This window comes from Collinsella sp. HCP28S3_B9, assembly GCF_052066095.1.
Lineage (GTDB): Bacteria > Actinomycetota > Coriobacteriia > Coriobacteriales > Coriobacteriaceae > Collinsella.
The window spans coordinates 1-20,686 of sequence record NZ_JBQHST010000034.1; the positions used below are offsets into that span (position 1 = coordinate 1).

At 59.8% G+C, this 20,686-nt stretch carries 14 protein-coding genes; 5 read left to right on the forward strand and 9 right to left on the reverse strand.

Annotated elements, in window-relative coordinates:
- Nucleotides 1-73, forward strand: a 73-nt coding sequence (locus ACTNBB_RS07995) for an IS3 family transposase (RefSeq protein ID WP_441015707.1), incomplete at its 5' end; no start/stop codon positions are given.
- A 121-nt stretch (nucleotides 74-194) separates the two neighbouring features.
- Here ACTNBB_RS07995 and larD read toward each other — a convergent pair.
- The 7 genes from larD to ACTNBB_RS08030 form a co-directional block, all read right to left on the reverse strand.
- Entirely contained in the window at nucleotides 195-926 is a 732-nt protein-coding gene (gene larD / locus ACTNBB_RS08000) for a D/L-lactic acid transporter LarD (protein ID WP_441017382.1), read from the reverse strand.
- A gap of 49 nt (nucleotides 927-975) precedes the next feature.
- Nucleotides 976-2,253, reverse strand: coding sequence for a nickel-dependent lactate racemase (gene larA, locus ACTNBB_RS08005; RefSeq protein ID WP_427748316.1), 1,278 nt, complete (start codon nucleotides 2,251-2,253; stop codon nucleotides 976-978).
- A 1,355-nt stretch (nucleotides 2,254-3,608) separates the two neighbouring features.
- Nucleotides 3,609-6,365, reverse strand: a complete 2,757-nt coding sequence (locus ACTNBB_RS08010) for a phosphoenolpyruvate carboxylase (protein ID WP_441057124.1) — start codon at nucleotides 6,363-6,365, stop codon at nucleotides 3,609-3,611.
- Between the two features lie 314 nt (nucleotides 6,366-6,679).
- Nucleotides 6,680-7,993 (reverse strand): histidine--tRNA ligase, encoded by a 1,314-nt coding sequence (gene hisS / locus ACTNBB_RS08015; protein ID WP_441057122.1) that lies wholly within the window; start codon nucleotides 7,991-7,993, stop codon nucleotides 6,680-6,682.
- 309 nt (nucleotides 7,994-8,302) lie between these two features.
- A complete protein-coding gene (locus tag ACTNBB_RS08020; protein ID WP_441057120.1) occupies nucleotides 8,303-9,607 on the reverse strand; it encodes an MFS transporter in 1,305 nt (434 codons plus the stop codon).
- A 3-nt stretch (nucleotides 9,608-9,610) separates the two neighbouring features.
- Nucleotides 9,611-10,909: a M20 family metallopeptidase gene (locus ACTNBB_RS08025; protein WP_441057118.1), complete on the reverse strand. Its 1,299-nt coding sequence runs from the start codon at nucleotides 10,907-10,909 to the stop codon at nucleotides 9,611-9,613.
- Between the two features lie 153 nt (nucleotides 10,910-11,062).
- Complete coding sequence (locus ACTNBB_RS08030; protein ID WP_441057116.1) at nucleotides 11,063-12,109, reverse strand: IS1595 family transposase; 1,047 nt, start codon at nucleotides 12,107-12,109, stop codon at nucleotides 11,063-11,065.
- A 418-nt stretch (nucleotides 12,110-12,527) separates the two neighbouring features.
- Between ACTNBB_RS08030 and ACTNBB_RS08035 the strand changes: the two genes are divergently transcribed.
- From ACTNBB_RS08035 to ACTNBB_RS08050, 4 genes are all read left to right on the forward strand, one after another.
- The gene (locus ACTNBB_RS08035) at nucleotides 12,528-14,906 is read left to right on the forward strand and encodes a DUF7601 domain-containing protein (RefSeq protein ID WP_441057114.1); all 2,379 of its coding nucleotides are present in this window, start codon (nucleotides 12,528-12,530) and stop codon (nucleotides 14,904-14,906) included.
- The gene (locus ACTNBB_RS08040) at nucleotides 14,899-16,560 is read left to right on the forward strand and encodes a SpaA isopeptide-forming pilin-related protein (RefSeq protein ID WP_441071067.1); all 1,662 of its coding nucleotides are present in this window, start codon (nucleotides 14,899-14,901) and stop codon (nucleotides 16,558-16,560) included. Before ACTNBB_RS08035 ends, ACTNBB_RS08040 begins: the two co-directional genes overlap by 8 nt.
- Nucleotides 16,561-16,638: 78 nt before the next feature.
- Nucleotides 16,639-18,297 carry a SpaH/EbpB family LPXTG-anchored major pilin gene (locus tag ACTNBB_RS08045; RefSeq protein ID WP_441057110.1) on the forward strand — a complete coding sequence of 553 codons (1,659 nt, stop codon included), beginning with the start codon at nucleotides 16,639-16,641 and terminating at the stop codon, nucleotides 18,295-18,297.
- A 76-nt stretch (nucleotides 18,298-18,373) separates the two neighbouring features.
- Nucleotides 18,374-19,309, forward strand: a complete 936-nt coding sequence (locus tag ACTNBB_RS08050) for a class C sortase (RefSeq protein ID WP_441057108.1) — start codon at nucleotides 18,374-18,376, stop codon at nucleotides 19,307-19,309.
- A 268-nt stretch (nucleotides 19,310-19,577) separates the two neighbouring features.
- On the opposite strand, the gene ACTNBB_RS08055 is transcribed toward ACTNBB_RS08050, so the two are convergent.
- Both ACTNBB_RS08055 and ACTNBB_RS08060 read right to left on the reverse strand, forming a co-directional pair.
- Nucleotides 19,578-20,339 (reverse strand): IS1595 family transposase, encoded by a 762-nt coding sequence (locus ACTNBB_RS08055; RefSeq protein WP_441057106.1) that lies wholly within the window; start codon nucleotides 20,337-20,339, stop codon nucleotides 19,578-19,580.
- A gap of 9 nt (nucleotides 20,340-20,348) precedes the next feature.
- The gene (locus tag ACTNBB_RS08060; protein WP_441057104.1) at nucleotides 20,349-20,624 is read right to left on the reverse strand and encodes a transposase; all 276 of its coding nucleotides are present in this window, start codon (nucleotides 20,622-20,624) and stop codon (nucleotides 20,349-20,351) included.
- Between the last annotated feature and the right edge of the window lie 62 nt (nucleotides 20,625-20,686).

Sequence of the window (20,686 nt, forward strand, 5' to 3'; positions counted from 1 at the left end):
CACGAGGAGGCGCCAGGTTAAACTGAAGGGACTGACCCCGGAGGAGTTCCGGAGACAGTCCCTTGCGGCGTAGTTCTTATTTAAGCCGTCCAAGTTTTGGGGTGCAGTTCAGTGCGCAGCGGGGGTTCTTTCATGTCCAAGGACGCGCTGGGAAGTCACCCCATGCGGCCAGCGGACTACTATGCGGCCTTGGACTAGAACATGCCCAAGAAACCGTGCACAAACAGCGCGGCCAGAGCGGCACCGATAAACGGAGCGATGCCAGGAACGAGCAGGCCGTACTTCCAGTTGTTGTCAGCCTTGTTCTTGATCGGCAGCACCTGATAGGCCATGCGAGGACCAAGGTCGCGTGCCTGGTTCATGGCGAAGCCGGTGATGCCACCCATGCCCATGCCAACGGCCCAAACGATCAGGCCGACGCAGATAGCGAGCATCAGAACGTTCTCGCCGGCGCGGCTAGCGGCAGCAAGGATGGCGCTGATGAACACAAAGGTGCAGATAGCCTCACAGAAGAAGTTGCGGGCATAGTTCGTGCCCTCGGTGGTGGGGTTGGTCGAGAAGATGTTGCGCTGGGCAATGGGGTCGACGACGCCCTCGGAAGCCTTGAACTCATCGGTATACATAAACCAAGCGATTACGGCGCCCACAAAGCCGCCGAGCATATCGGCAATCATGAAGGGGATGCAGCTGCTCCACGGCACCAGACCGACGATGCACTGGGCAAGCACCATAGCCGGGTTCATGCACACGGCGCCGCCAAAGACAAACAGGCAGACCGAGATGCCAAAAGACCAGGTGGTGATGGCAAACATGTGGCCGGAGCCCTGATACTTGGTGCCCTTAAGCACGGTATCGCAGTGTACGCCCACGCCAAAGATGATCATGAGGGCCGTTGCGCCGAATTCGCAGAGGAGTTTGGTAAGCATAAAACCTTATCTTTCTTGTCGGTTACAAACGATTCGTTTAGGCCGCGCGCTAGTGCTGAGCGACGACAACGCCCAGGCCATCGGGAATGACGGCTACCTTGGCATCGGCACCCTTCATCTCAAAGGCGAGCTTGAGCGCCTCCTCGAGGGTGTTGACCGGCGTCATATGCATATCCTTGAGCATCTGGTGATCGCACAGGTCGGTGACCATGATCACAGGGTGATGCGCCAGGATGCGGGCAAAAATCTGGCTCGTCCACTGGTCGGGCAGGGTCTCGTCCTTAGGACGGTCGATGCAGGCGCGCTCAAACTCTGCCGGATCGTTGTCAGCGATGTTGTGATAGAAGCCCTCGCCACCGTGACCATCGGCGCAACCGGCGACATCGATGATCACGCCGCCCTCGGGAAGTGTGGCCTCGGCAGCGCACATGCCCTTCACGGCCTGATAGACGTTCTGATCGAGCGGATAGCCACCGTTGGTGGTGATGGCAATCTCGCACTCGACGGGCTCAACGCCGGCAAGGCTCTTCACGAACTCGCAGCCGGCCTCGTGCGCCTTGTGAATGTCGCCGGCAAAGGAGCCGATGACCTCGTGCTTGCCGTTGAGCACCACGTTGAGCACAAAGGCAAGGTGAGCCATCTCGGCAGCGGCAAACATGTCCTCGCTCACGTGGTTGTGGCACAGGTTGCCGGCGCGCGAATGGGAATCGTTCACAAACTGGCCGTTGTGGTTGTACATGATGGTCTTGTAGCTGGCGATGCCGGGCAGCACGGACTTGCGGCTGCCAGAAAAACCGGCAAAGAAGTGCGGCTCAATAAAGCCCTCGGCAAGCAGTAGATCGCAATCGGCGGCAATCTTGTTGATGATGCACTCGCCACCAGAAGGCAGGGTGCCAATCTTTTCCATCATGCTGTCGTCGGTCGCGACGTGCATGACAATTTCCTCGTTGGCAACGATCTCCTCGCCATACTTGTTGACGAGTTCCTCGTGCGTCGATGGACGATGCATACCCGTAGCAACCAGAATGCGAACGCGCGCCTCAGGCGCAGCGGAGTGGATGTGATGCAGCAGAATAGGCATCGTCACACGCGAGGGAACGGGGCGCGTATGGTCGGAGCTAATGATTACAATATCCTTCTTGCCAGCGCAAAGCTCCTCGAGCGAAGGCGATCCATAAGGGTTGGCAAGCGACTCCTCTACCAGCTCTTCCTGCGATTTTGCAGTCTTAAACTCGTTTTGGTGACCTTCCATCACACCCGCGAAGTTCTTATCCTCGAGCTCCAGATGCAATGTCTTGTGGTCAAACGGCAGTTCACATTCAAACAATGACGAGCGCCCTCTTCCTTTCAACTGACACACTAGATAAACCGTTGGAAGGATACGCCGCTCACCGAAAAACGCCACCGTCCACCGAGTCGTTAACACAACGTTCATATTTAACCCACAACAAAACGGCCGCGACCCCAAGAGGGACCGCGGCCTCCTGTCAAAGAAGCTATAGGCAGGGTGGCTTACGCAGCGCCGAGGCAAACATCAATCCTGTGGCATGCGCGTGTAAGCTATCTTGCATAAATAGGTCAATATACTGCATAGAATGACGCATTGGGTTTCGAACCGCAACATGGTAGCCCCCTCCGGAGCGTGCATTTTTGCGAGTATTCAGCATCGCAAGATAAGATTTTGGTGTCAAAAGTCTTTCAAAAGGTAGATCGTCCTCATGACTCGTCCCATCTGGATAACATGCGGCGAGAAACCAGCCATATATGAGCATCGCCAAGGCCCAATTGTCTTGCAAAATCATCAACAAAGGCAGCGAGGGCCGGCTATGGCCTTATGCATCGAACTTTGGCTGCTGAAAACTCCGTTTTTTGCACGTTGCCCCAAGCACCACCCTCACCCAGCGGCCTTCCGCCGAAGCTGGACATCGCAAGGCCCGCCATATGTTTACTTTTAGGCACACTCCACAGGACGCAAGAAGCCCTCGCCGCACTCCACGCTAAGCGCGAAGCGCGCCATTCTTCTCCTCAGCTTTAATTCCAGAAGACCGAGGACGAAGGGGCCCTACGGGTTTCCCTCTGAATGCATTCCGCAGCACGAAGCCCATTCCAAACGCGCGAAGCGCGCTATTATTCCCCCAGCAGTAATCCGCCGAAGGACGGATATCGCAGGGCCCGCCATATGTTTACTTTTAGGCACACTCCGCAGGACGCAAGAAGCCCTCGCCGCACTCCACGCTATGCGCGAAGCGCGCCATTCTTCTCCTCAGCTTTAATCCCAGAAGACCGAGGACGAAGGGGCCCGATGGGTTTCCCTCTGAATGCATTCCGCAGCACGAAGCCCATTCCAAACGCGCGAAGCGCGCTATTATTCCCCCAGCAGTAATCCGCCGAAGACCGGACATCGCAGGGCCCGCCATCAGTTTACTTTTAGGCACACTCCGCAGGACGCAAGAAGCCCTCGCCGCTCTCCACGCTATGCGCGAAGCGCGCCATTCTTCTCCTCAGCTTTAATTCCAGAGGACCGAGGACGAAGGGGCCCGACGGGTTTCCCTCTGAATGCATTCCGCAGCACGAAGCCCCCTTATCCGCAGCTCCGAAGGAGCAGGATAAGGGGGCTTCAAGTGCGAGGACGCATTCAGAGGGAAACCCGTCGGGCCCCGGTGAGAGCCACAGGGCTATCGATTACCCCGTGTTCTGCAGACCTGCCGAGACGCCGGTCACAGTCGAAAGAATCAGGCTCATGTACTCGGCCTTCTTCTCCTCGGCCATCTCGTCCTGGTTCATACGCAGCTCGCGGAGGGCGCGGACCTGAGCGATGGACAGGGCGTCGACGTAGGGGTTACGCACGCGAACGGCACAGCCGAGCACGCGACGACGCTGCAGCGGCCACTCGTCACCGACGATGGCAAGGACCCACTTGCGGGTGAGCTGCATCTCGGTAAAGACCTTCTTGGACAGATCATCGCGGTCGCCCAGATGCAGATACATCTTGGCAATGCGCTGATCGGTCTTAGCAATCGACATCTCGATGTTATCGATAAAGGTGCGGAAGAACGGCCACTCCTGGTAGGCAGCCTTGAGCTGGTCAAGATCGCCCAGCTGCTCGCAGGCGGTGCCCAGGCCGTACCAAGCGGCCAGGTTAATGCGTGCCTGGCTCCAGCTGAAAATCCACGGAATGGTACGCAGGTCGTCGAGCGACTTGGCACCCAAGCCGCGCTTGGCGGGACGCGAGCCAATCGGCAGCAGACCGACCTCGGTCAGCGGCGTCACAGTCGAGAACCACGGTGCAAAGTCCTCGGTGTTCAGCAGGTCCAGATAGCGCTCGTGGCTTGCGGCGTTGAGTTTCTCGGCCATATCCCAGAACTTCTGCGTGGTCTCGGTGTTGGTCTTCTCGACGCTCGGGGCCGACTGCAAAAGCGTTGCGGCGGCAACGGACTCAACATGGCGCTGAGCCAGCGTGCGGTTGCCGTAACGGGCAAAGATGACCTCACCCTGCTCGGTGAGCTTAAAGAAGCAGTTGACCGAACCCTTGGGCTGCGCCAGTACGGCCTTGTTGGCCGGGCCGCCACCACGGCCCACGGCGCCGCCGCGACCGTGCATGAGCACCAGGTCGATATCGTTCTTCTCGGCCCACTTGGCGATGCGCTCCTGCGCGGAGTGCAGCGCAAGCATGGCCGTGGTAGGACCGGCATCTTTGGAGGAGTCGGAGTAACCCAGCATAACCTCCATGCGGCGGTTGGTCTGGGCAAGACGCTTCTGCACCACGGGCAGCGTAAGCATCTGGTCGAGCACGTCAACACAGCCCTCGAGGTCCTCGAGCTGCTCGAACAGCGGGATCACGTCGAGCTCGGGAACGTCCTCCTCGTGTGCGAAGGACAGGTGGGCCAGCTCAAAGACGTCGGCCACATGCTGGGCACTCTTGGTAAACGAGATGATGTAGCGGTGTGCCATCTTCTTGCCGTAGCGCTTTTGGATGGAGCCGATAGCGCGGAAGGTGTCGATGACCTCGCGCGTCATGGGCTGCAGGTCGCCATGGATACCGTTTTCGTGGATATCCTTAAGGGCGCGGGCATGCACCACGGAGTGCTGACGGAACTCCATCTCGACCATATGGAAGCCGAAGGACTCGACCTGCCAGATGATGGTCTGCACCGGGCCGTAGGCGGCACGGACGGCACCGCAGGCAGCCAGCGAACGCTGGACGACGCGCAGGTCATCTAGGAACTCGTCGGCGCTGTGATACATGGTGTCGGTGATACGGCGTACGGTGGCGTTCAGACGGTCGGCCATGACGAGCATGACGGCGCGATGCGGCTCGTGCTCGGAGATAAGCTCGGCGCGGGCCGTGTAATGGGCACTCATCTCGACCTGATGGTTCCACAGGTTGATGAGCTCGGCAGACGGCTTGCTGTAGGTAGCCTCGAGCGTGAGGTTGCGGCCGATGCGGCGGCACTTGTCCTCGAGCTTGAGCACCATGTGGGTGAAGTACTTGGCGGCGACCTCACGGCTCACCTTGGCGGTGACGTTGGGGTTACCGTCGCGGTCGGAACCGATCCAGCTGCCGGGATGGAAGAACGCCGGGCACAGCGGCGGCACGGTACCGGCCTTGTCACCCAGCACCCAGTCGTCAAAGCGACGATAGATGACGGGGATGACGTCGAACAGCGTGTTATCGAAGATGTCGATGATGGTATCGGCTTCCTCGACCGGCGTGGGCTTCTTGAGCGCGATGGGGCTCGTACGCACCAGGGCGTCGATCTCCTGCAGCATATGGCGCTCGTTCTCCACCAGGTCGGAGCCACCCAGACGCGGACGCTCCTCCAGCAGGTTAGAGATACGGCGAATCTTGCCCTCGACGGCCTTGCGACGGGCCTCGGTGGGATGCGCGGTAAAGACGGGATGGAACTCAAGCTTGCCGAGCAGCTCGTTGGCGCCCTCGACACCCATCTCATCCACCAGCTGGTGATAGGCGACGGTGAGTTCGTTGGCGGGATCGACCTCGGTATCGGTCGATGCGCCGGCCTCACGCTCGCGCAGCTGCGTCACACGGTAGTTCTCCTCCGACAGGTTTGCCAGATGGAAGAAGCTCGTAAAGGCACGGACGATAACCTGCTGCTTATCGAGCGGCAGGCTGTCGATCAAATCGACGACCTCGCGAAACGCCACAGCAGTGGGCTCGTCGGCGGTGGGCACGCCCTGCTCGTCGACGGCCTCGTCGGCGGCACGGCTACCGGGGTTGCCGGCATTGGCCACGATCTCGGCTGACAGAATCTTGTCGAACAGGTCCGCGATCTCGGGATCATACTCGCTAAGCACACGGCGCTCCAGGCGCAGGAACAGCGCAAGGTTGTCGCGCAGCTCCTCGGGAATCTCAATCTCGGCGAGACGCTCCCTGGACTCGGCATTCGAGCCGATTCGGTTAACGAGGCGGTTGACCACGGCAGCGACGCGCGCCGCGGCTTCGGGTACAGACTGGTTGCTTGGGTTCTCAGCCACGTTTCCTCCCATTCCTCCTTCTATGCACGTAACATGCGGTATTCATTATAGGCACTTGAGAAATACTTTCGACACTGATTGCGCTTTACCACACAAAAGTATTTTCTGCATTGCAAGGCTTTTTGCCCCAAATGGTCGTATTTCTCGGTGGGCGGTATATGCAAACGGGGACATTCCGCATAAAAGCGAAACACCCCCGTAACAATCGTTCGCCGCGAGCGGGACGCGTTAGCGGACCCGCAGCTCAAAATGATGCGCTACAGGCGCTCTAGAACCGCCTCGACCACGTTGGCCAGATCGACCAGCACCTCGTCATGGCTCTGCATGTCGCGCACCTTGACCTTGCCGGCGGCAAGCTCGTCGCCGCCCAAGACCAAAATGAGCTTGGCGCCCACCTTGTCGGCCTGCTTAAACTGAGCCTTGAGCGAACGACCCTGATAGTCTGCCTCGGTCACGATGCCTGCGGCGCGAAGCTTCTGCGTAATGGCAAAAACGTTCTGACGCAGTTCCTTGCCGGCGTTGGCAACGTAGACACACGGAGCCTCATCGGCACCCAGGTCGCTGCCAAAGGCCTGCAGGGCCAGCAGGGCGCGCTCAAAACCGACGGCGAAGCCGACACCGGCCGTGGGCTTGCCGCCCTCGAGCTCGACCAGGCCGTCGTAGCGGCCGCCGCCACCGATGGAGCCGACGCCGGCGCCGGGGGCCTCGACCTCAAAGACGGTACGGGTGTAGTAGTCCAGGCCGCGCACCAGGGTGGGATCCTCGACATACTCGATGCCGGCGGCATCCAGATAGCGCTTGACCTGCTCGTAGTGCTCGCGGCACTCGTCGCACAGGTTGTCACCCATCAGCGGGGCCTCGGCCATGATCTCGCGGCAATGGTCGTTCTTGCAGTCGAAGGCGCGCAGCGGGTTGAGCTCGGCGCGCTCGCGGCACTCATCGCACATCTCGTCGGCGTGATCGAGAATGAACTGCTTGACCTGCTCGCGATAGGCCGGACGGCACTGGGCATCACCCATCGAGTTAATGAGCAGACGGAGCTTGGAAAGATCGAAGCCCAGACGCTTGTAGAACTCCATGAGCATAATGATGCACTCGGCGTCCGCAGCCGGATCGGGAGCACCGAGCCACTCGATGCCCACCTGATGGAACTGACGCAGGCGGCCCTTCTGGGGGCGCTCGCCGCGGAACATGGCCTCGGCATAGTAGGCCTTAAACGGCGTGGAGCCCTGGGGCACCAGGTTGTTCTCCACGACGGCGCGCACCACGCCGGCAGTGCCCTCGGGACGAAGCGCCAAGCGCTGTTTGGGCTTGAGCTTGGCATCGGTGCCCTCGGTAAAGACACGTTCCAGGTTGGCGCCGCTAAACACGCGGAACATCTCCTTGCGCACGACATCGGTCGACTGGCCGATGCCGTGGACAAACACGTCCACCTGCTCGATCGCGGGCGTCTCGATGGGCTTAAAGCCAAACGGCTCGAACACGCCGGCAGCAATCCGCTGCATCTTTTGCCAGGCGCGCATCTCGGCGCCGATAAGGTCGCGGGTTCCCTCCGCCTTCTGTGCCTGCATGGGCAAACACCTTTCTTTTAGTATCGCGTCATAGGTAGTGGTCATTATACGGCACAAAAACAAAACGCGGCGACGCGTCTGACCGAACGAGGGTATGGGGGCTCGTTCGGCCAGACGTGCCGCCGCTGCAGCCGATCCGCTTTCCTCCGCCCCCCCTTCGAATCACACGATCTGTTGGGGACAGAGGAAAACGGATCATTTTGTATGCCCGTGGCCGCCTTGGAAACCGAATGATGGTACGAGCATCCATTCGGCTTCCAAGGCGGCCACGGACAGAACACGGGGCGAACAGAAAAGAGCGACGGACGTCTACTCCCCCGCCACGCTCGCACGCAGCTTAGCGGCGATGGGCTCGGATGCCAGCAGGAATACGAGCATGACCACAGAACACACCAGGCACACGATCCAGGTGCTCGCAAAGGAGCCCGTGGCATCGAACAGCACGCCCGAGACAATGGCACCCACGGTGCCGCCGACCATCTCGAGCGAGGTAATGGTGCCCGTGACCTTGCCCAGATCGGCCATGCCAAACTGCTTGGACGCGGCGATGGTGGGCGTGATGGTGCCCATGCACGTTCCGACACCAAAGCTCACGGCAGCCACGATGGGACCAAGATCGGTCGCGGGGAAGCACAGGGCGACGCAGGCGATAATGCACGCAACGGATCCCAACACGTTGCCAAAACGTAGGCCAAAGCGATCGTAAATGACGCCGAGCGAAATCTTGGCGATAACGACGGTGACCATATAGGCCGAAAGCACAGTGCCCGCCCACACGGGGTCGTGACCGCCCGTGACAATCTTGGCGCCGTTGACGGTAACGCTCGTCATGTTGGTGACCTGGTTGGGCAAGATGGCACCGTTAACGAGGCCCATAAAGAGGAAGGCAACGACAAGCAGCCAAAACGCCGGGCTCTTCTTGATGCGAGACCAACCGACGTTAACCTCGGGAGCCGTGTGCTCGTCCTTGTCGCCAGCTGTCGAGACGGACGGATCGCCCGGGTTCTCGCCGAGCGGCTTAAGGCCTATCTCAGAAGGCTTGGTGCGGAAGGAATAGGCCGTGATGGGCAGCGCCGCCACTATGCAGATAGCCGCGAGCACCAGGAAGGCGGAACGCCAGCCAACGCTCACGATAAGCGAGCTCACGGTGGGAGACAGAACAGCGCCTCCAAAGCCCGAGCCCGAAAGTGCTATGGAGATCGCAAGACCTCGCTTGGCCGTAAACCAGTTGGCGGTCACAAGGCTAATGAGCAGGCGGGTCGAGGCGACGGCAAAGCAGCCCGAGACGGCAAAGAGCACGTAGACCTGCCACAGCTCACCGACAAAGCTCATCCCGGCAAGAACGGCAGAGGTGGCGATAACGGTAAGGGAACCCAAGATGCGACCGCTCACTTTGTCGGCAACATGGCCAATGACAAGCGAGCCGACAACGCTCACCACGGTTGAGATGGCGTTGGAGATGTTGTACTGAGCAAGGGAAATGCCCAAGTCGCTCACGATAAGCGGCTGAAACAGGCTCATGCAGTTAACGAAAATCGTGTAACACGTGGCCATGATGACAAAGCCGGAGGCCACGACGAGCCAACCGGGGAAGAATTTATGCTGCTGGGACATGGATTACTCCTTGTGGTCGGCGATATAGCCCAGGGCGACCGCCGCATAAGCCGCGGCGCCGAGCGGCAACTCAGCATCGCTAAAGCGTGCCTTGGGATGGTGCTGGGCAAAGTGCTCGTCCGTATCGGTCACAGCCGCACCGAACGTAAAGTACGCGCTCGGTATCTCGCTCGAGATAAGCGCAAAGTCCTCGCTCGCCATGGCATGGAACAGAGGCAGGAAGGCGGCCTTGGGCAACGTCGCACCCACATAGCCAAGCGAAGCCTGGGTCATATCGTCATCGAGCACGAGCGGGGGAACATCCGAGAGCGTCTCGATAGTCGCCGGCGTACGATAAGTCGCGGCAACGCCTTTGACGACCTCCGCGATGCGGGTCTTGAGGTGCTCCATGAGCTCAACGTCAAAGCCGCGCAATGTTCCCTCGAGCACGCAGATGCCGGGAATCACATTGGCCGCTTGGCCACCGGCAAACTTACCCACGGTGAGCGCGACCTCCTTGGCCGCCGGCACCTCGCGAGCGATAAGCTCCTGGAGCGCCAGGTGCACATGCACGCCTGCCGTGATGGGGTCGATGCAGATCTCGGGGCTCGAACCGTGGCCGCCCTTGCCCTGCAGCGTGATGCGGAAACCGTACACACCCGAAAGCGCCGGGCTGCCGTAGAGCACCAGACCAAGCGGCGACTGGCTGTTGACATGCATGGCAAAAGCCGCCTGAGGACGCGGGTTCTCGAGCAAGCCGTCGGCGATGGCAGCACGTGCCCCCTCAAAGGTCTCCTCGCCCGGCTGGAACAACAGCTTGACGGTGGCATTGGCGTCGACAAGCGCGGCCTCGCGAGCCTTGAGCAGGCGCGCCGCACCAAGCAGCGCCGTCGCGTGCATATCATGACCGCAAGCATGCATGCAGCCATTGGTAGATGCAAAGGGCTCGCCGGATTCCTCGACAACGGGCAGGGCATCCATGTCGCCGCGCAGCATAACGACCGTACCGGCCTGTTCGTCCGTGCAGACGCCATTGCCCTGGGCCGCGGCGGCACCGGCACCAACAAGGCCCACAACGCAGGAACCATCGACGAGCGTGGAAAATGGAATGTCCATCTCGTTCAGGCGCGCTTGGATATACGCAGAGGTCTGTGGGAGGTCGTTACCGAGTTCGGGCATCCGATGCAGATCGTGACGCCATGCGGCAAGCTCATCGGCAAAAGCCTGAGCCTCTTTGACCAGACCGTCGCCAATGGCGGCTTGCGCCGCCGCTGAGGTCTCAAGCGCTGGTTGTGGTTGGAAATCGGACAGAGCTGGTGCCATAGATGCCCTCCAGTAAAGTTTTAGCAGTAAGCACTTTCATACTCTAAAGTGCAGGGTATAACTTTAAAGGCGACGCATAAAAAACGCCGCCCCAGAGGGACGGCGCAACAGATTGTTTACAAACGCGCTCGCGACTTTTTACGCAACTCTCTGTTAGACCAGCATTGACGTAGCCGCTCCCTGCCGTTGCCAATAGTCCCAGAAGGGCTGGGGACGATCGATCATCTGGCGCCTCGTATGCTCGTAGAAGCCGCAGGCGCTCTGGCCGGAAAGCGTCTGAAGCCCGTCTGCGTCCGAGCGCCTTGCCTGCTCGAGCCAAAGGAACCAGGAGAGGTAGTGGTCCAGCCACTTGGTGGATACGCCGTGGAATGGGGCAAGGAAGATGCGCAGCCTCTGGTGCATCGCGTTGACCATGCCAAGCTCGCCGTCCTTCTGCAGGCGCGTGTCGGTGGCGGCATGCTCGGTGATGCCGAGGGCGGGAAGCACGCGCTTGTAGCCCTGATGGGCGTCGGTCGCCACCCAGGTGCCAGGACCGAGACCCTTGATGGCGTCTCTCAGGGCCTCATCCTTCGGCCCTCCCCTGTCGGCCACGCGGCAGAGCTCGTCTCCGGCATCATTGGCTCCGCAGATGACGCAGACCTTGAGGTTGGAGATGCCGCGCGCATGGACGGCGCCGCCGTGCTTGTGGGGCTTCCTCGGCATCTTGGCAGCACTCCTTGCCCTGTTTCCCGTGAGGGACTCGTCGAGGTAGGCGCCGTCTACCTGCCAGGAGACCGAAGGTCCGGTCCTGAAGGCGAGAAGCGAGCGCTCCATAACCTCGCAGAGTCTCATGCGCATGAACCAGGAGGTCCTGAGGCACACACGGCACGTCTTCGCGCACTGCCTCAGGCTTGAGCCCGAAAGCGTTGCTTCCACGAAGAGCGCCCAGGTCGTGGCATCGAGCTTCGAGGCGGCGAGCAGGCCCCTGCTCTTGGACGAGAATGTCCTCCCGCACCCCTTGCAGAGCCAGCGCTGGGAGCCGTCGGCATTGTGCCCTTTCCTGATGAAGGAGGAAGAGCCGCACCGGGGGCATGATCTGGGCGTCGCGCCATCTGCCTGCTTGCCAAGCTCGCGCGCGACCGCCGCCTTCGTGGCACAGATGAGATCACGCTTCTCCCCGAGGGAGAGCCCCTCCATCTCATGGAGTATGATGTCCAGCATCCCGTCCCCGTCTCTTCGATGTTGATGTTTGGCGACATTCATCTTAGGGCGGGGACGGGACATTATTACGTCAACGCTGGTCTAACGGAGAGTTTCAGAAAAGGTGTTGCCCAGATTCTTTCAGGATTCTATACCTGCCGAGTTCGTGGAGCTGTCCCGTAGGAAGAAACGGACTCAGACACCTGAAAATAACTGACAGTTTTGCCAATATTTGTAGAGACAGCATGAATAACAGCTGCGGTCCGCACAATTCCGAGCTTGATTGTAGGAGTATTCATAACGATAAGTGCTACTAAATAGTTCTCAAAACTAAGGGATAGCGATAGGCACAGATTAGGGCGGATAGATGAAATTGGGGAGAGGGAGCGGCACTGCTCTTATTGCAGCAATGTGCGCCATTGTTCTGGCATTGTTCCTGGTGCCTATACGTACCTTTGCGGGCGAGGAAAGCGCAGCGGAGACTGCGACAGGCGGCATCACAATCCAATACGACACAGCTACCGACATTCATTATGTAGCGGATCCCGAAAGCGCCAACGGCCGCATCATCCTCTACTGCATGAACAACTCGTCGCACTGGCCGCATACCGCGCTGACCATTCCGACCGTGCCTTCCTATATCAAAGGCTACCTGACGCTGGATAAATTCAAGTCCCCGGAAGACTATAAAGCGTGCATGAACAAGCTTCTCGCTATCCTCTACGCTGGCTATCCCTATAACGGCCTGAACATGTATCAGATTGTTGATAAGGCCACCGGCATCACCAAGGACCAGTTCAATGCAATGCTTACGGTGCCTGATGTCCTGCGCACCGATTTCCCTAGCACCATCGGCAACGAAGTATTTTCCTATGATGACTACACGAACAAGAACACCGATCACCTTAACAGGCTGCGCGAATTCATCCAGCAGGTCTTCATGATGAGCCGCAGCAATACGACGAGCACTTCTGGCCTCACGGCAGCCCAGATCCAGTCGATGCCGTTCTATCAGGCGGCGTGGTGCCTTGCCTTGTCGGACTCGCAAACCACCACGCCGCTCGGCATTTATGACGTGCTTCACTCGGGCGAGTACTATGTCACCGAGGCACAGGCCCACGAGGCCACCCAGTATGCCATCTGGGCGGCGCTCGGCGACTACAGCATCGAAGACAACACGCTCAAGTCGGATAGCAGCGAGGTCACGCAGAAGGCGCTTGCCGTCAAGCTCCTCAACTACGCGACCGCCGACCAGGCCCTGCACAGCGAACCTGACGGATCCAACGTGTCGGTTACAGGAGAGGCGACCTTTGTCTACGATCCCAGCTCGGGTACGTGGAAGACGGGTGCCCTGAAAATCACCGAAGGTACGAACTACAATGGCATGTACACGCTCAAGCTGCCTGATGGCGTGACGGCCCAGACTGCAAACGGGTCCGAAATCACGCCCATCGCTGCCGGCACGAGCTTCTACCTTGTTTCGACGACGAAGCCGACGGCGACCTATATGGAGATCAAGGCGAGCGACACGCTCACCTGGCTGAAGGAATACCGCCAATACTCGCCCAGCCCCGAAAACGCCACCGCCCCCGACGGCAAGAACTTCCAGCACATGATCGGTGCGGTCATCAAGCAGAAGCCGGTGGAGGCCACGCTGCGGCTCGCTCCCGCAAACGAGGGCAACCTCACCGTTTCCAAGTCGGTGGTGGGCGAGACGAACTCCGCAACCGCCTTCACCTTCACAGTCACGCTGGGCAATAAGAGCATCAACGGGCAATACGGGGACATGACGTTCACGAATGGTGTGGCGAACGTCACCCTGAAGGACGACCAGAGCGCGACGGCCAAGCATCTGCCGGCAGGGACGACCTACGAGGTTGCTGAAACGTCGAATGTGGATTATGCGTCCACTGCGACGGGCGCCCCGGGCACCCCGGGCACGATAACCAAGGACGCAACCGCTACGGTCACCTTCACCAACACCCGTCTCTACAAGCTTACGGTGAGCAAGACTGTTCAGGGCCAAGCGGCAGATGCCTCGCAGGCCTTTGCCTTCACGATCACGCTGAAGGATGCAGACGGAAAGCCGCTCTCCGGCACGTATGACTATACCGGTGGCTCGGTTTCAGATTCTTCTGCCACAGCTCCTGCCGATGGCACGATCACGTTCGACGCCAACGGCGTGGGGTCGATCAGCCTGAGCAGCGGCCAGCAGATCACGATTGTGGGCATCCCCTCCGGCAGCAGCTATACGGTGGAAGAAGCCACAAGCAATGAGGACAATGCCCTGAAATACGATGTCACGTCCACCGGATCGTCAGGCACGCTGTCTGCTGATGCAACCGCTGCTTTCACCAATACAGTACAGGTGGGCACTCTCTCGGTGACCAAGCACGTAACGGGTGAAGTAAACTCCACGAGGAATTTCACCTTTACGGTGAAGCTTGGCGGGCAGGGTGCAAACCTCACGGGCACATACGGTGACATGGTATTCTCCAACGGAGAGGCAACCTTTACGCTCAGCGATGGCCAGACCAAGACTGCCGAGCATTTGCCGGCAGGTGCTATCTATACCGTGACCGAGGAGCCGAACGATAGCTACACCACCACGTCCGAGAATGCGGAAGGCACGATTGCGAAGGGCGCAACGTCTCAGGCTAGCTTCACCAACACGCGCAGCATGTCGTCGCTTCCTCTCACTGGATCTGATGGAGTGGGGCTGAGCTACCTTGCAGGCATTGCTGTGCTTGCTGGTGCAGCAGTCTGGATGCACATCCGTCGCAATGCTTCTGCGAAGGGCGGTGATGGCCGTGACTAGGAATAACTGCTTCTCTGCTATCAGGCACAGTCTTGTCCTCGCTGCCATCACAGCGTTCGCGCTCCTTCTTGCTGTGCCTGCTTCTGCATATGCATCGGGCACGGGAAATCTGACTGTCAATGCTGCCGATGGCTCATCGACTGAATTTGTCGCCTACCAGATCTTCACGGCCGATGTGACAGATGGCGCGAATGGCACGAAGACTGTCGCGAACATCGCGTGGGCAACCGACATAGCCGCCTCGGTTGTCCCCGAGGCAATCAAGAGCGCCAATCCGTCGGTAAGTGCTGAAAGCGTCGCAGATGCAAACGATGCTGCTGAATGGATCAGAAGCAATGTCCAAAGCGGCTCTGCTGCTCCCCAGGGTTCTGTTCCTTACGCAATCGCTTCTGCTCTGCTGCAGAAGGCAGCTGATGGGGAGACCCTTGAAGCGGGCGTGCCCAAGTCTCTGGGCGCGGGCTACTGGATTGTCGTGAACAAGGATTCGAGCATCGGCCAGGACCAGTCCGGAACTTCTGCCATCCTTGTTGTGGTTGGCGGTTCCGATGTGACGGTTGCTGCCAAGTCTGGCGTGCCGACGGTGGAAAAGCAGGTGCTCGAGGACTCGAACGATGCCTGGCAGAAGCAGGCGGATGCCACAGCAGGAGACGACCTTTTCTGGCGTCTCGATGCAACAGTGCCTTCCATCCTCACGAGCTACACCTCCTACAAGATCGTCTTCGATGACACGCTTGGTGTCGGTCTTGCCGAGCCTTCCGATATCCATGTCTACCTTGCTCTTGCAGCCGCAGACGTATGGGAGACTGGTCTTGAGGTTTCCCAAGGCTGGACAGAGCTCGGCGATGAGGAATATACACACATCTATACGCCTGCAGCAGATGGCGGAAGCTTCAAGGTCGCGCTCGATCTGGTGGAGGCTGTCAAGGCCCATGCAATCGATGCCTCCCAAGGAGTGCAGGTTGTCGTTGTCTATGATGCGCCCCTGAGTGCATCTCTCGGGACCGGCATGGGGAACGGCAATGTGAATACCGTTACGCTCATCTATCCAAAGTCGACCTATTCGACCGAGACGACCACTACACAGGAATCCAAGGCGGTTGCCTATAGCTGGAATCTCATCCTCACGAAGCGCGACGCAGATGACGGCACGCCGCTGTCCGGAGCGGTGCTGAGGATCAGAGACGACAAGGGACGCTATCTGACCACGGATGGCACCTGGTCTTCCAATGAGGCGACTATCACGACCGGAAGCGACGGCACTATCTCCGTCCGAGGTGTCGACGCGGGCACCTTCACGGTGGAGGAAGTTTCGGCACCGGCCGGATACCGCGCATTTGCGGGGACACGGACCATCACGCTTGCGGTTCCTTACGAGCCGAACCAGATCGTGTCTGGCCCTGCTACGGGGACTCCAGCTGAAGCCGAGCTTTCTGCAGAGTCTCCGCTCAAGACGTCTGGCTTTGACAGCGCAAGCGGCATGGCTACGGTATCGGTGCCCAATATCCATGAAGAGACTTCCATCCTCGAGAAGCTTGGCCTTCCCGACATGAGCGATCTGAACCCTTCTGGCCTTGCTCTGGGGCTTGTGGTCCTAGGAGCAGCCATTCTGATAGTGGCAGGCTTTCTCAGAAGAAGAGGGGGAGACAGGCTTTAGGTACGGATGCTGGATGCAGGAAACATCCCGCGATTGCAGACAGACTTAGATCCACGTATGAAATAAATGGAGGACACTATGAAGCAGCACACAAGCATTGCCGCAAAGGCCATAGCAGCAGGCCTGGCGCTCACGATGGCCCTCGGCCCGGTCGCGGCACCGGTCGCAGCGTTCGCGGCAGACGGGACGGCGACCCAGGGCGACATCACGATCAAAGCGAACACGCATGTCTCGTCGGATACCACGACGCTGTTGGGCTATCAGCTCTTCAAGGCGGACGTTGCCGACCAGACGGTGGGCGCCACGACGTCCAAGGCGGTGTCAAACATCGTCTGGGGCAGCACCCAAGCCCAGACGGCTGTCGAGGCCGCGATCAAGGCCGTCGAGCCCACCTACGCGGGCACGTCCGCGCAGGATGCAGCCGACTGGCTGAGCGAGCATGCGTCTGGGTCGGGGTCGGCCACCGTCGTCAACGCCAACGATGCCTTTGGCAAGATTGCCGTCGCCATGCGCACGGCGGGCGCGACTGCGACCACGATCACACCCGGCACCAAGGCGACGCTCGATGAGGGCTACTGGTTGTTCGTGACCGACAGCAACACGACGAGCGACCTGATCGACAAGGTGGGCACGGCACCCATCTACGCGGTGGTCGGCGGCAGCGCGGTGACGGTCGACCAGAAGTCGAGCCTGCCCACGGTCAACAAGTACATCAAGAACGACGCGAAGGGCTCCGACTGGGCAAAGGTTGCGGACTCCCAGATCGGCCAGAACGTCGACTACAAGCTCACGGGCACGGTCGCCACGGCGCTTGCGAGCTACGACACGTACTACTACTCCTTCAGCGACGTCCTCGACTCGGGGCTCACTGCCGATTCCACCTCTGTGAAGGTGATGGTTCAGAACCCGGCAACGGGGGATGCCGCCCAGACCGAGACCCAGGTGCGCGCCGATGGCTACAAGGTCTCCCTCGACTCTGACACCAACACGCTCACTGTTACCATCGACGACCTCAAGACGGTGAAGGACGCGGACGGCAACGTTATCCCCATCACGTCCAATTCCGTGGTGAACGTGTACTACACGGCCAAGCTCAACAACAAGGCAATGGTTGCCAGCAAATCCAACGACAACACGGTGACGCTCACGTACTCCAACAACCCGGGCACTAACGATCACGGCGACACCACGCCGGCGACGGTGCGCGACTACACCTACCAGCTCATGCTCATGAAGGTCGACAGTTCGGATAACTCCAAGGGCCTTCAGGGCGCCAAGTTCACCATCCAGGCCACCGGTGCCGACGAGGGCGCGGGCAAGATGTACGTGCAGCAGGATGGCACGCTGGGCGATGAGAAACACGAGTTCACGTCTAATTCCGACGGCAGCATCGCGGTGAGCGGGCTCGACGCGGGCGAGTACACGGTCGTCGAGACCCAGGCTCCCGAGGGGTACAACACGGTGCCCAGCTTCACCTTCCAGATCTATCCCGTTTACAAGGAGGCCACGGGCGACATCGACACGATTCGCGTCCAGACCTCGAACGCCAACGTGTCCGCCATCAACGTCTATGACGGCGTGATCGACCTGGTCGTCAAGGACAAGGCGGGCATGAGCCTGCCTCTTACCGGCCAGGCGGGCGTGACCCTTACCTGGGTTGCCGGTGGCGTCGTCCTTGCCTTCGGTATCACGCATCTTGTGCGTTCCCGCAAGCGTGACGAGAACAGCGCTGAGTAGCATCTGTCCTGCACGTCATTCATGTTCCGGCAGGCCCCGCTTGTGCGGGGCCTGTTCTTTGAGAAGGTGAGATTGTTTGGGAAAAGGTGAGGGAAAGAAGAAAGCCCGACGCAGACTGCCGCGCTGGGCAGACAGGCTCATCACGGCTCTGGTGATCCTTTTCGGTGTCGGCCTTCTCGTGTGGCCGTGGGTGGTCGATTACTTCGAAAGCCAGGGCGTTGGTGCTACGATCTCGAAGGTCACGGCCGAGGTCGATGCACTTCCTGCTGACCAGAAGCAGTGGTATCTCCAGCAGGCACAGAGCTACAATGCCGTGCTTGCCGGCGATGAGCCCTCGATACCCGAGGACGATATCGTTTCCTATGGCCAGCAGCTTACCTATGAGAACGACCCCATGATGAGCTGGATCGAGATTCCCTCGATCAATGTCAGCATGCCGATCTATCATGGCACCTCAGATGCGGTCCTGATGGCAGGTGTGGGACATCTTGAAGGCTCGAGCCTTCCTGTCGGAGGAACATCGACGCATACGGTCCTTACGGCACACTCCGGCATGCGGAATCTCAGGATGTTCGACGATATCCACGAGCTCGAGGAAGGCGACATCGTCCTGCTGCATACGATGGGAGACATCCTGGCCTACCGTGTCACCTCTTCGGAGGTGGTCTGGCCGAACGAGACCTCATCGCTTGCAATCCAGCCAGGCCAGGACCTCCTGACGCTTGTCACCTGCACGCCTTACGGCGTGAACGACCATCGGCTTCTGGTCCATTGCGTGAGGACCGACTATTCGCAGGAAGAAGCACAGGAAGCATCAACGCTTCAGAACAGGCACTGGGGCGCCCGTGAATGGGCTGTCCTTATCGTGGCTGTTGCTGTCATTGCCCTTGTCCTCGATATCGTTGTATACCGTTTCCGCAAGAAGGCAAAGCTCAAGAAGAAAGCACGGGATCAGGGACCATCCGGCAGTGATGAGCCAGACACCCTTTTGCCCGGACAGAAGAAGAGATAGGAAGCGAAGGCCCGCCATCTGTGCGGGCCTTCTTTGCTGCCTGAGGCCTTTCTTCGAGCCTGCGCCGGAGCAACGTATGCCGTTCACGGAATCGGGAGGATATCTTTCCGGGCTTGCCAGAGCACGGGCCAGGAACCTTGCTTTGACTCCTTCAATCTGCAAAGGTGCACCTCATAGCCGCAATGGGTGCTGAGTGTCCGTGACGAGCACGTCGCTGAATGTCTATGGATGCGTGTACATCTTTCTGGCATGGACAGCAGTCTCTCTGTTAGACCAGCATTGACGTAGCCGCTCCCTGCCGTTGCCAATAGTCCCAGAAGGGCTGGGGACGATCGATCATCTGGCGCCTCGTATGCTCGTAGAAGCCGCAGGCGCTCTGGCCGGAAAGCGTCTGAAGCCCGTCTGCGTCCGAGCGCCTTGCCTGCTCGAGCCAAAGGAACCAGGAGAGGTGGTGGTCCAGCCACTTGGTGGATACGCCGTGGAATGGGGCAAGGAAGATGCGCAGCCTCTGGTGCATCGCGTTGACCATGCCAAGCTCGCCGTCCTTCTGCAGGCGCGTGTCGGTGGCGGCATGCTCGGTGATGCCGAGGGCGGGAAGCACGCGCTTGTAGCCCTGATGGGCGTCGGTCGCCACCCAGGTGCCAGGACCGAGACCCTTGATGGCGTCTCTCAGGGCCTCATCCTTCGGCCTTCCCCTGTCGGCCACGCGGCAGAGCTCGTCTCCGGCATCATTGGCTCCGCAGATGACGCAGACCTTGAGGTTGGAGATGCCGCGCGCATGGACGGCGCCGCCGTGCTTGTGGGGCTTCCTCGGCATCTTGGCAGCACTCCTTGCCCTGTTTCCCGTGAGGGACTCGTCGAGGTAGGCGCCGTCTACCTGCCAGGAGACCGAAGGTCCGGTCCTGAAGGCGAGAAGCGAGCGCTCCATAACCTCGCAGAGTCTCATGCGCATGAACCAGGAGGTCCTGAGGCACACATGGCACGTCTTCGCGCACTGCCTCAGGCTTGAGCCCGAAAGCGTTGCTTCCACGAAGAGCGCCTAGGTCGTGGCATCGAGCTTCGAGGCGGCGAGCAGGCCCCTGCTCTTGGACGAGAATGTCCTCCCGCACCCCTTGCAGAGCCAGCGCTGGGAGCCGTCGGCATTGTGCCCTTTCCTGATGAAGGAGGAAGAGCCGCACCGGGGGCATGATCTGGGCGTCGCGCCATCTGCCTGCTTGCCAAGCTCGCGCGCGACCGCCGCCTTCGTGGCACAGATGAGATCACGCTTCTCCCCGAGGGAGAGCCCCTCCATCTCATGGAGTATGATGTCCAGCATCCCGTCCCCGTCTCTTCGATGTTGATGTTTGGCGACATTCATCTTAGGGCGGGGACGGGACA

What these genes read in the sequence shown, in the direction of transcription:
- larD (WP_441017382.1), bottom strand. Translation starts at nt 926, where the DNA reads ATGCTTACCAAACTCCTCTGCGAATTCGGCGCAACGGCCCTCATGATC.
- ACTNBB_RS08025 (WP_441057118.1), bottom strand. Translation starts at nt 10,909, where the DNA reads ATGGCACCAGCTCTGTCCGATTTCCAACCACAACCAGCGCTTGAGACC.
- ACTNBB_RS08045 (WP_441057110.1), top strand. Translation starts at nt 16,639, where the DNA reads ATGAAGCAGCACACAAGCATTGCCGCAAAGGCCATAGCAGCAGGCCTG.
- ACTNBB_RS08030 (WP_441057116.1), bottom strand. Translation starts at nt 12,109, where the DNA reads ATGCTGGACATCATACTCCATGAGATGGAGGGGCTCTCCCTCGGGGAG.
- ACTNBB_RS08060 (WP_441057104.1), bottom strand. Translation starts at nt 20,624, where the DNA reads ATGCTGGACATCATACTCCATGAGATGGAGGGGCTCTCCCTCGGGGAG.
- hisS (WP_441057122.1), bottom strand. Translation starts at nt 7,993, where the DNA reads ATGCAGGCACAGAAGGCGGAGGGAACCCGCGACCTTATCGGCGCCGAG.
- ACTNBB_RS08020 (WP_441057120.1), bottom strand. Translation starts at nt 9,607, where the DNA reads ATGTCCCAGCAGCATAAATTCTTCCCCGGTTGGCTCGTCGTGGCCTCC.